Raw genomic sequence first — 11,832 nt, 5'->3', positions numbered from 1 at the left:
ATCTTATTCTTAGGTCGTGGGCATTTTTAGTTTGTATGCCACAGCCCATAAATCCCAACAACCTTGCATGACTCATTTCAAATGCACTGATTGGTATAAATTTTTTAAATGGTTGCAGCTAAAAAGGGTGACACATGAAAGACAATATTAATTTCGATATGGATGCCGCACTCAAAGCCTTGCGTGAAGGGGCCGATCTCGGTGGCAAAGACGGCATTTTAACGCCGCTGATTAAACAGCTGACTGAAGCCGCGATGCAGGCTGAGCTGGATAGCCACCTACAGTCTGAATCGGGCCGGAAGCTTTGAGCCACAGCTCATTAAAAAGCACCAAACGCATTTAACGGATGAGCTTGAGCGTAAAGTAATTTCGCTGTTTGCACTGGGGAATAGCTATCAAAGCATTCGTGATCACCTCATCGATATGTATGATATGAAGCTACCCAATGGCACCATCAGCGCCGTCACGGATAAGTTATTACCTGAGCTACAAACCTGGCGGGAACGCGACCTTGAAGCGCTCTATCCGATTGTCTGGCTGGATGCGATTCATTACAAAATCAAGGAAAACGGGCGCTACGTCAGCAAAGCGGTGTACACCATTCTAGGCCTCAATGTGGACGGTAAGAAAGAACTCCTCGGCTTATACCTATCGGATCAGGAAGGCGCTCATCACTGGCTTAGCGTCCTGACAGACCTGCAAAATCGAGGGGTCCAGGACATCCTGATTATCTGTATTGATATTGATGGACTGAAAGGCTTTCCGGAAGCCATCGAAACGATCTTCCCTCAGACTGAAATACAGCACTGCATCATTCATCAAATCCGCAATTCCCTGAAGTATGTGGGCTCTAAAAATCAGAAGGCGTTTATGGCTGACCTGAAGTGTGTTTATAAAGCAGCAACCCTCAATGCCGCAGAGTCAGCACTGGATGACCTGGGTAACCCTTCACGGGGGGCTTACGCTGATATAGCGTGCTGACCTAAGGGTAGCCGTACGGTAATAGCCTCACCACACAGGCCTTGTTCACAGACTTTTCTCAATAGTCCATAAACGCCTAAGCCCAACCGCTTACAGGTTTCAGTCAGAGTCAGAATCACCGGACGGAACTGATCTCCTCTGGCAGACTGACTGAAGAAACTGGTTTTACGCCAGATCACATAAGGACGTATCGCACGTTCTGCTTCATTGTTGGTCATGGGAATCGCGCGATCCTGCAAAAACGTCCAGAGCATCGATTCATCCGCCAGCAGTCGTTTGCACTGATTGGCTGTTTTGCTGGCTTTTTTTAACGGGTCAGCGGGCGCGGTCTCACACCCCAGGCACAGTAGCGTATGGATCGCCTGTTTGAATCGTCGCATTCGTGTGTGGTAGCCAGCATCAGAATAGCCGCCCGATCGCCAACGATTACGACAGTGTACAATCAAGCGGGATAATCGCCAGAGTTGTTTCCCCAGCACCCCGGCCCGTCCCACACGTTCTGATATTTTCCGAAACTTACGGATAATATGCGCCCAGCAAAGCTGGCGCTTTTCGACCGGATAATCGTTGTAGCCGCCATGTTGGTCAGTGACCAGTATACCCTCAAAATTATCCAGTAAACCCTTCGCGGCACCTTTACCCCGAGAATGATGCGTTAGAAAGTAGACGACTTGCGAGGAACACAGCACCCAAAGCCAACGCTGCTCATTATTGCGGTAATGACTGGTTTCATCCGCATGAGCAACGGGTAAATTCCGTACCGCCTGACCCACTTGCTGATACAGCGGCAGCAACCATCCCGTGACCGAGCGGGTGGCCTGGCTCACGGCACCGGTACTGAAGGCGAGTTGCCAGTGATCTTTCAGTAAGCGTTGAATGTTTGACACCGATAAGGCATAAGCGCCATTCATCAGCGTAATCCAGCTGACCAGTCCCGGCCCCATTTGCCCACAGGGAACCGTGTCTGGCAAGCGAGCCACCTGACGCTTGCGGCAACCCGGACAGATTGCCTCATAAAGACAATGTTCAGTGACTTGACTGCGAACCTCAGGCAGGTCAAAGACCTGATGTCGCTGATAAGGCTCCTGAGCGACATCACACACCGCACCACAGGTGCATTGAGTGCCTGGGTAGTAATGAACTTGCTCATCCGTCGCAGACAGCTCTACCCGAACGCGTTGATGACCCTGATGACCCGGCTGGGCTCCTTGCTTGCGAGGACTCTTAGGCTTCTTCTCGCGCTTAGCCCGTTGTTCCGGTGAATCCTGGGACGGTGGTCTGGAGGAGTTTCTGGAAGAACTCCCGCTGCCTGCGATGTCTTCCAGCTCAGCGACACGCTGTTCCAGTTGGGTCACTAAATCCAATAACTGACGATTGAGACGCTGCGACGCCGCCAGATCCGCGGGCAGTTGGTGATTGAAAAGCGCCTCAGTTAGTTTGTTCATTGTTTAATCATAACGAATTGTGGCCTAAATGCAACCCCGTGAAGGGTTACATGACCTGGAGGCTAAGTGGGGTGATAAATACCCATTGGTGATTAAGTCCTGGCGGTTAAAATGGCCGACGCTATCGACCTACTTTAAGTACCCGCAGGACGTGCGTACCGCGATTTATACAACTAATGCGGAACTGGCGGTGCACCGCCAGTTCCGCAAGCTGACAAAGACCAAGGGCGGCTTCGCCAATGAAAACAGTTTGCTCAAACTGCTCTACGCTGGAATACTCAAGGTGTCCGAACGTTGGAGTCACCCGGTTCAAAACTGGAGCCTCACGCTCTCGCAATTGGCGATTCACTTCGAGGGACGATTGGATGATCACCTAGAACTGTGATGACCCGCTGACACAGAATTTTGAACACCCTCCTATCCAATACTAAAAACTGCCTCCCCCTCTCATTGCAACGTCTCAAAATACCGACCTTTACTTTCTTAGGAAAGCATCAGCGACAATCTTAGCTTAAAACTTCCTGCTCCATCAATACCTAGCCTTTCTCGTATTGGTTGCTGGCGTAGGACGCCCCCTACTTCCTGATGGCTTCTTTATCGCATCAGTATTTGCAAGACCCTTCCTAATTTTTTCCCATGAATCAGAATCTACAACAATGTAGATTTCAGGCCCCGCCTCACCAAGCGACCTCTCCCAGCCCAAGTTTTGAATTCGACTTTCTGAGTCTGCACTTTTTTTAGACTTACCAGACTTTAGATTATTAACTATCTTGAAACGTCTTAGTTTGTGGATAACACCATTTAAATCACTTACCTGTGCCTTACCGTCAGCTTGATTTTTTTTCCATGAGCGAGAGGGTACTGGTATTAGAGTCTCTTCCGATGTATTTAAGGCGTAATCACTTGTTATTTCATTCAAATAAGATATCTCTTTCTCATCAAAATTATCACTCAACCAAGAAGCAGTTTGATCTCTTTTGATGAGCGGTCTCTTAACAAAAAGGCTGAATAAAAATATAAAACCATCAATTAGGAATGCAAGAATTAAGGCCGTCAAGTGTATATTATGCGTAGCTGAAAGATTACTTCCCGGCATAATGTTTATACCCTTTCGAACTAAAGATTTTATAGCCACTTCCACGGGGTCTATAGTTGTTATGGCATCAGAATTTATCGTTTTAATCGCCGAAAATCCACTCAATTTCCTCTTCAGACTAAAGATTGCTTGTGCCAACTCTGCATCGTTACATTTTCTCTCGCCTAAAAAGCTATATCCTGTAATTCCAATACTATTTGGTAGCTTTTGTACCGCTCGCTCAATTCTATTTAGTTTAGATTCTTCTGCCGCCTTATAACTATCTAATTCACTATTAAAACTTGTTACAATGCTGTTAATTATATTTGTTCCCTCCTCAACCTCACCTTGAAGCTCTTTAGCTTCGAGGGTTCTGGATACCTGAACAAGGCTACTCGTCACATCCTCTATTTTACTTACTAGGGCTTTTTGCTTTGAATGCAGTTGATTTTCTAAGGAAAACGTAAAGTCACTTATTCTTTTGGTAATTTCACTACGCTCATCAAATATCCTTCCAGCACCCGCTCCTGATGTACTTCCATCACAGCTACTACCTTCTTCCACTTCTTGTTTCATTTTTCTATCTGAGGTACTTTTAAGTGACTTAGAGTCAAGCAGTAAAGATGATATAGATTGATCTAAGCCTGAAAGCTCTGTTTTAGTTTTTGTAATTATTTTTTCATACTCTGTAGTACCCCACCCTGCAAATGCAACACCTTTCCACCAAAAACCGTAAGCAAAGGTGATTGAGATACAGGCAAAAACAAGATACAAAATTAATGAAAAAAACTTTTTTGGTGCGGAAGTCGTTCTGCTAAATAACTGCTCTAAAAAGTGAAACATTGCAAAAGTCAGCGCTATAACCACGAAGATGACTACTACTATCAATATATCAACCTTTGAACCAAAGATATTAACGGTTGGTCCATCTATAAAAAAAGATAAACCATACATAGTTGTCAGTGCAGAGATAGTAAGTAGAATTGCTTGCGCAACTCTGAAAAGCCATGATACTTCCACTTTAATTTACCTTTATTTAGAGTTTACAACTGCTTTGACAATATATTCGTTGTCGTAAAGAACTGCCCAATTTGACACTAAGCCCACTTTGACCCCATCACCTTTTACGCTCATGCTTTTTAAATTTACACTTGTTCCTACCAAAGGAAATTCTAATTCGAAATGAAACTTACTTTTAGCATGAATCTCACCTACTAAACCATCTATCGCGTCTGGAATCTCAATCTGTGAATACCCAATTTCTTCCAAAAAAGGCAGTAGATTCGCCCCAAGATCTGTCAGCTGCTCAGTAACAACGGATATATGTTTTGATGTATCCAATAAAGCTCTGTCAATTTCTTCTAGAGACCGGATAAGGCCATACAAACCTTCTCCACCGCTATTTCCTTTCTGAACTGATAACAAAGATAACTCTACGCCCAAGCTACTAACACCTTCATTATCATAAAAACGCCTCATTTTATTCAATAAGTTTTCGTTATACTCCTCAGCTAACCTTTTTTTAATATTCGTTTTACTCAAGCTCTCACTTAAATCATCAACCTTGCTAGAAAGAACAGTATTACTCCTTTTTAACTCCGAAATTTCCTGTTGTAGCTTTATAAAAGTTATATTTTCGGCATCTGAAAATTCATTTTTGTTATTTATCACTCCACCAGAAGTATCTCGAAGATTACGAACTCCCCCTCGCCTTCCCAAAAAGCCGTTAAGCTTATTTTTAATACTACCCCAGCTCAATATTACAAAGACTATTGACAAACATAAAACCAACAATCGCAAAACAAAACTAATGGTATCGAACAGAGGTGCTTCTGACTGTGGTACTTCTGACTGTGGTGCTTCTGACTGTGGTGCTTCTGACTGTGGTACTTCTGACTGTGGTACTTCTGACTGTGGTACTTCTGACTGTGGTACTTCTGACTGTGGTACTTCTGACTTTGGTGCTTCTGACTTTGCCTTCCCAGCACCAAAGGAAGAACTATCACTTTCTTCATTGGTATTGGTGAAAGTATATGTCGGTTCAGCAGCTCTAGGTAGTGTAGGCTCGGTTTCTGCATTGACACCCCATCCGCTAGTACGAAATATTAAATTATCACCTAAATTCAGCTCTGTTGCCGGGGGAAACAACATTAAAAATGTTATTAGTAACTTTGCCAAATAAAAAGAGTGTTTTGAAGAAAACATAAAAAGCCTTAAATTATCAATAGCGGTCTCAAGTTGAAACTGTATTTGTAGTAACGCGGTCAAACTTAGGGTCATCTAACCAATGATCACCATACATAGTTTTTACTCTTAATTCCCAGTGACTAAGAATCGCTTCAGTCCCGTCTCTATACTTACCGGACACTCCCTCTAACACCAATTTTTCGGTAATAAGTACTTGATCTTGCTCAGTTTGCTTATCCATTATCCGCTTAATTTTAAAATTTATTGGCTTAACCACGTCGAATTTGGCTTCATCATTATAAGCAACCTGCCTGAGTTCATAAACTAACTCTTTCTCTCCATTTCTAAACTTACTTCGCGACAAATGAGCTGAGCTCTTAGCTGAGTGTTTAAGAATAAAATCATCCTGATCCGGCTCCAAAAGACAACGATCTTTATCGATTGAGCCATCAAATGTTTCTAAGTGCCAGTAGTTTTTCGAAAACTCTGAATCATATACTGTTGAAGCAATTTGCCAGTTTTTCACCAGCGATCCACTTCCTTCAACTGCTAATTTAGCATTATCCACATCAGTAGCTTCGCGAATGATAGACCCTGTCAAGGTCACAAGTTTTGCATCAGGAATATACTTATCCTCCGCCCCATCACTTGATAGAGGCAAATGTTTACCCCCATAAAACCCCTTGGCAAAAATAACTTTTGTCGAATCTATGGGTAACCGCTCCAGCAGTTCATGCCTAACTGTTTCAATTTCAGAGGGCTTACCTGTTACTACTACTAGGTCACAATCCATCCCGCCTAAATACTTTACGCTACTATTGACAAGCGGATTAAGCCACTCAACGACCACACTTCTGATGTCACTTACATTGACAACCATTGGATTATCATGCTTCCAAACGTCAACACTAATACCTAACTTAGAAAGATCCAAGTTAAGTTCACTTAATTTTGCATAGTGACACCCTGCTTCAGTTGCGCTTAAAGAAATTACACCACCGGTTCTTGAGCTATCCATATACAATGACATTTTTTTAAGCCAGCCTAGAATCATTGGCAAGAAAACAGTTCTATTCATCACTGCTCTCTTAGATGTATCAACAGCCATGGTATCTCCACCTTTCAGATACTTATAGAGAATTTTTATACTATCCTCTTCTAGCCCTTTACAAAGTTCTGGTATCAACAGCTTCTCTGTTAAATCTTTTATGAGTTTATCTCCGGCATGATATGATGAATCAGTCAAAAGCACCTTTGGCGCAAGGTTTGGAGTTGTCGGACTATCATCCTCACTACCATCAAAGTACTCTACAACCGAAGTATCAACGGTACCTCCGCCTATATCGATGGTTAACACTCGACAAGATAGGCCTTCCTGCCTTTTTTTACCGTAAAGCTCAAGCCACCTCTGAACATTGTTGCCAAGATGCGTAATATCTGCAAACACGATGGGTAATTGCGATGCAACTGCCTCATCAAGCCCTAAACGGACATTCACTGGAGTCTCTTCTTCTCCAAAACGACTCCAGTAAAAAATGTTCGCTGCTGATCTCCAAGCATCTAAAAAAGATTGTTTCTCTGAGTGTGTCCACCCTGATGGATAACTCAAAACCACTTCTGTTATTTTACGTTTACCAGGGGGACGCCCTGCCCTATAAGCTTCTGACTGAACCTGCCTGTTAGCAATCTCAATGATTCTTAGCGCACTCCATATCATTGCATCTGCTTTAGGGTACTCCGCCTTTCTTGGCTTACTCATTTGCTGATGCTCAGGCTCACGATCTACCGGGTTACCCGACTGCCCCATACTCGGATCTTCATCATGTCCATTTGGCAAACCGAGAAACCTATCTTCAAAATCATAAGGCAGGTAACGTAGAGCCTCGCCTGAAAGTTCTTTAGTTTTTGTTAGCCCCGTACTCTCAGCTGTATCAATCATGTACCAATATGAGCTTCCGCCCGAACCAACTGGATCATGATCCCAGCAATATCTTTTAGGTGCAGATAAAAAGTAATTGATGAAGACATCTATTTCCGCATTGCCGACTACTTCATAGGCTGGTTTACCGATCGCAGCCGGTGATAGCTCTCGAAACATGTAAGGCTTATAGTAATTTATCTCACTCGATACTAACTTACTTTTTCTGCGAAACAATTTATCCCAGAAGCTTAAGTTACTCCACTCCATTATCAACTCTCTTGAGCAACCAGAGGTAATAGGATCCTGACTACCCTCAAAAATTGGGGTCCTGAGTACCATCCAAGAATCTGAGATATAATCATCGTAAACTTTCTGATTTTCTTCAATAAAAAAGTTATCTGCTGCTTGATACTCACTATTTAAATCGATTAGACGGGAGATGTAAGATAACTGTGAGTCTCCAGAAGCATGAGGAGCATTATCAATTGCAGCCGCTACTGTTCTGGAGTTCCCGTAGTCAACCAGTAAACGCACAGGAATATCTGACTCGTCATACTCATTCCAAAGAATATTTAATACTAGTCTTGGGATATTTGTTGAACCAACAAAGTCTTTTAGCTGAGTAAAAACACTTGATAAATCAACCCTCATAGTTCTATCAAGCTTCAATGGATCCGTACAGACATATTGGCTATGTTCTGCTTTTATTGACTCAATCACCTCTTGGCTATCACCAATCTCGCGGTGATAAAAATTACCTTTATCTTTAGCACCCGTATTAGTTTCTATACATAGCCAAATACCTCTAACTACATGCTGCCCAGCCCCTAAAATACCTCTTGAAATTGGCATCCGCTGTTCAGAAAATTTAACCTTGATCCACTTGAAACCTTCAGGGCCAGTTATCCAATCTGGGTAAGTAGAAGCAAATTCAGAAAGGGACCTTGTTAACTTTGGCTGGCTTGGTTTGGGAGGAAACCTACTGGTGAGCTGAGCTCTCTCGAGAAGCTCTTCTGTTAAACTCGCGGAAGCAGCAATCGGTAAAAAATAATAGTGATGCCCTGAGTCGCTTTTAAGACGTAAGTTGTGCAATATCTCATCCATTTATTTCTTCCTCAATTTCAGTGTCGCTTTCTTCCGCAAACTTACTACTCGTTCTTAAAAAATCATACGAATCAATTATATCAATTAACTCTTGATCGCCGGGTTGCGGCTCTCGATTTGACTTACCTAAACTGAGACAATCAAGGTATTCGATAAAAGGTAAGATAACCAATTCTATGTGTGAGCGGCTCCTATTTTCAGTCCACTCATCAAATTTATTCTCACAGTGCTGTCGAAGTCTTTCCGAGCTTGGAGCTACTGCAACACCCATACCATCTTTTATTTCTTTAGATAAATATGCTGCTATGTAGCGTACCGCATTCTTTTTATAGGGCTCAGTCATGCTACTCGATTCAAAATTGTACCACCCCTTCAGCCAATTCAGAATTTCATCGCTTCTCTCGAGAAGTGTGTTACTGATAGCTTCCAAAAGTAGCGGAACATCTTGAGGGGACAGAGAGAGCTCTCTTAAAGCAACTGATCTTTGCTTGCTTTTAGCCCATTTGTTAAGTATTTTCCTAAGCAGGATATCTGGTTTTGAACTACCAACAAATCCTGAGCTCAAAAAAGTACTCTGAATATCTTGCGGGTCGCAAGAAAAAGCTGTTTTGAGGGAAGAAGAAATACGAACCACCTCCTCATATCCATCATTATCCTCATCAGACTCAATTTCTTTCAGGCAAGTTTCAAGATAATTCTTGATTTTTAGGACAGCTGATTTGGCTCTAACACCATCATCTTCTTGATCCGGACTAACTTCAGACAAGAGGCTTAATATAGCTTCCTGATTTGTATTTAATAGCGCATCAAGTCTTTCAGCTCTCTTTTTATTGTCAATCAACCTAGCTTGCGAACTAAAAAGATGACCGACACCTCCATCGTTCTCCCATATCTTTTCAAATGACGCCTTTTCATCTTCAGAATTAAACCTAGAGTTGATCCATTTCGTAGAACTTTCAGTACCATAAATCAACCCTAATTGATCCTTATTATTCAGTACTGTAGCACTAGGCTCTCCGTCGGGGAGATGAGGGTAGTTTGTAACAAAGGTATAACAATTATCAGGATGAACAATTTTTCCCATAGGGGCAAGAAACCCTTCTTGAGTATCGAGCCTGTGGTCTTTATCAAAATTCTGAAACATATTTTTTATTACCTTCATAAAAAACGTCAGATTAATGGTAAGTGGAACAGGAAGATCTTTCTTATCCCCGATTCTATAATTTGGCTCAACACTTTCCCAAATCGCTCTTATACCATCTGATAATAGATTCGGTGTAGAAAGAGGCTCTGAACTTCTGATTAATAATAGCAGGGCATCAATTCTATACTCCCTTGCATATTTATTAATCACACTAAATGTCTTACCTTTTTTCAAAAGACTGTTAAAAACTCGCGCATCACTAAATAAATCATTTGACCTAAGTTTAACGTCCTTATCACCTTCTCCCGCCTTCGAAACACCGGGGATATCCAGAAGATTCATATTTAACAATGAGGCTTTAACATCTTCACCTATCTCTGCGGCAAAGTCTTTATTTAGTGGTATGGCTAACTCCCAGCAAATGGCTTGCAAGAGTCCCATTTGATACTCAAGTGTATTCTTATTATCAAATAGCTTATCACCTGAAGCTTCACTGCCAAGAGTGGCATACCCATATTCATCAGTTACGGACAAACTCTCAAGTTTCCTTGTTATTTCAGCCAGCTGGTTCTTATCATCCAGCTTTTTGGAGAAATCCATATCAAGAAGCACACCAGCATTAGGCAAACTTATATATAGCGGCTTTCCAGAAGTTTTAAGAAAAACTTTGCTTCTAAGGCCCAGCAAATCTTCGAATAATTTATTAACCAGTGCACTATTATCCCAAAGCACTTCACAAATAAAGTCTATTGCTCTTGATGGATCACTTAGGAGAGTTGAGTTATTTAATATTTCAGACCTCAAGATCGCTTGCCACTGGTTCTCAGCCGCAAGATTTGTATAGCGATGAAATTGCCGCTTGTTTACAAACTCACTGATTACATCGACTAATGATATAACCAACTCAGTTGCATTTTTATCGGCCTTAGTACTTACCTCACCACTAAACATTTGTATTGTTGCTTCAAGTGACTCTGCACTCCAAACCCTCTCACTTTCATCATCGAGTTGGGTGTCACATTCTTGAATATATCCAATTGCGAGAGCTTGCATCAGATCACCAATTGACCCGAGGCTCATCTTGACTGGATAGGCTGTATCAGGGAGCGTATCAGATGAAGTCAAGTAGTACCTACCTACAACCGCACTTCCATCTCCACCGTTGTTAAAGGGGTTTAGGGTAGGAGGAAATGTTATTCCATTTGAACGTCCATTGATCAATTGCTCGGTATTTGGAGGAGAAAAAATATATTTATCTTTGTCACTCCAATTGAGAGCAGAATCAAATTTATCTGGATGATCTATAACCTTTGAAAGCATAGTCGACTTGCCTGTCTGCGAGGGGCCCCAAACAGCTAATGACGGACGAGAATCAGAACTCGTTAGCTCCATAATTGAAGAAACTGACGACAAGCAATTGTAGGCCTCACTGAGCCAAGACCCACTGATTTTATACACACCCTCCCGATTGACTCCCTCACTCCAATACCAACCAATCAATTTTTGAATTGCGGATTGTGTTTCCTCAAGTACCTTATCATTCATATTTTTCATCACTTAATAAATTGCGGTGTAGTAGATCCAATTCTCAGCTGTCGAGTTACGCTCTTAACTTCAGGCCCATCAGAAACAAAAGTTATCACTAAATCTCCAGATTTAGCCTCAAATATAGAATTTGAACCCGCAACTGGATTGAGCATATTCTCTCCATCGGTAACCTGCCAGGTGCCATCGATAATTACCTCATTGACCTTTGCTATCAACTCAAATTTCTGCTGTGTCGAGACTTCATTATTTTGAATCAAACTTCTTATTTCGACTTCTAAGGGAGTAACTGCGCCCGACACCACTGGCGGTTCAGGTGTAACGGTATCAGGCACTACTGGCTTAACCGTACCCGGTACCACTGGTGGCTCAGGCGTAACGGTATCAGGCACTACTGGCTTAACCGTACCCGGTACCACTGGTGGCTCAG

6 protein-coding genes and 2 pseudogenes are annotated in these 11,832 nt (G+C 42.4%); 2 read left to right on the top strand and 6 right to left on the bottom strand.

Annotation, left to right across the window (positions count from 1 at the left end):
* Positions 1-134: 134 nt before the first annotated feature.
* Positions 135-939: pseudogene (locus LEUMU_RS27590) on the top strand (IS256 family transposase); the annotation flags it as partial.
* 20 nt (positions 940-959) lie between these two features.
* Here LEUMU_RS27590 and tnpC read toward each other — a convergent pair.
* On the bottom strand, positions 960-2,426 hold the full coding sequence (gene tnpC, locus LEUMU_RS23875; RefSeq protein ID WP_022950222.1) for an IS66 family transposase: 1,467 nt from the start codon (positions 2,424-2,426) through the stop codon (positions 960-962).
* A 46-nt stretch (positions 2,427-2,472) separates the two neighbouring features.
* Between tnpC and LEUMU_RS0100030 the strand changes: the two are divergent.
* Positions 2,473-2,811: pseudogene (locus tag LEUMU_RS0100030) on the top strand (transposase); the annotation flags it as partial.
* 144 nt (positions 2,812-2,955) lie between these two features.
* Here LEUMU_RS0100030 and LEUMU_RS0100025 read toward each other — a convergent pair.
* From LEUMU_RS0100025 to LEUMU_RS28925, 5 genes are all read right to left on the bottom strand, one after another.
* Complete coding sequence (locus LEUMU_RS0100025) at positions 2,956-4,521, bottom strand: hypothetical protein (RefSeq protein ID WP_022950220.1); 1,566 nt, start codon at positions 4,519-4,521, stop codon at positions 2,956-2,958.
* Between the two features lie 12 nt (positions 4,522-4,533).
* A complete protein-coding gene (locus LEUMU_RS23870; protein ID WP_157474218.1) occupies positions 4,534-5,706 on the bottom strand; it encodes a hypothetical protein in 1,173 nt (390 codons plus the stop codon).
* A gap of 28 nt (positions 5,707-5,734) precedes the next feature.
* Positions 5,735-8,713, bottom strand: a complete 2,979-nt coding sequence (locus LEUMU_RS0100015; protein WP_022950218.1) for a virulence factor SrfB — start codon at positions 8,711-8,713, stop codon at positions 5,735-5,737.
* On the bottom strand, positions 8,706-11,402 hold the full coding sequence (locus LEUMU_RS0100010; protein ID WP_157474216.1) for a hypothetical protein: 2,697 nt from the start codon (positions 11,400-11,402) through the stop codon (positions 8,706-8,708). The genes LEUMU_RS0100015 and LEUMU_RS0100010 overlap by 8 nt, the downstream gene beginning before the upstream one ends.
* An 8-nt stretch (positions 11,403-11,410) precedes the next feature.
* On the bottom strand, positions 11,411-11,832 hold a 422-nt coding region (locus LEUMU_RS28925), incomplete at its 5' end, for a hypothetical protein (RefSeq protein ID WP_040503935.1).

It is taken from the genome of Leucothrix mucor DSM 2157, from assembly GCF_000419525.1.
GTDB lineage: Bacteria > Pseudomonadota > Gammaproteobacteria > Thiotrichales > Thiotrichaceae > Leucothrix > Leucothrix mucor.
This window is presented reverse-complemented; position numbering and strand designations above follow the sequence as displayed.

Coding starts and splice junctions, on each gene's coding strand:
- LEUMU_RS0100010 (WP_157474216.1), bottom strand. CDS start 11,402: ATGAATGATAAGGTACTTGAGGAAACACAATCCGCAATTCAAAAATTG.
- LEUMU_RS23870 (WP_157474218.1), bottom strand. CDS start 5,706: ATGTTTTCTTCAAAACACTCTTTTTATTTGGCAAAGTTACTAATAACA.
- tnpC (WP_022950222.1), bottom strand. CDS start 2,426: ATGAACAAACTAACTGAGGCGCTTTTCAATCACCAACTGCCCGCGGAT.
- LEUMU_RS0100015 (WP_022950218.1), bottom strand. CDS start 8,713: ATGGATGAGATATTGCACAACTTACGTCTTAAAAGCGACTCAGGGCAT.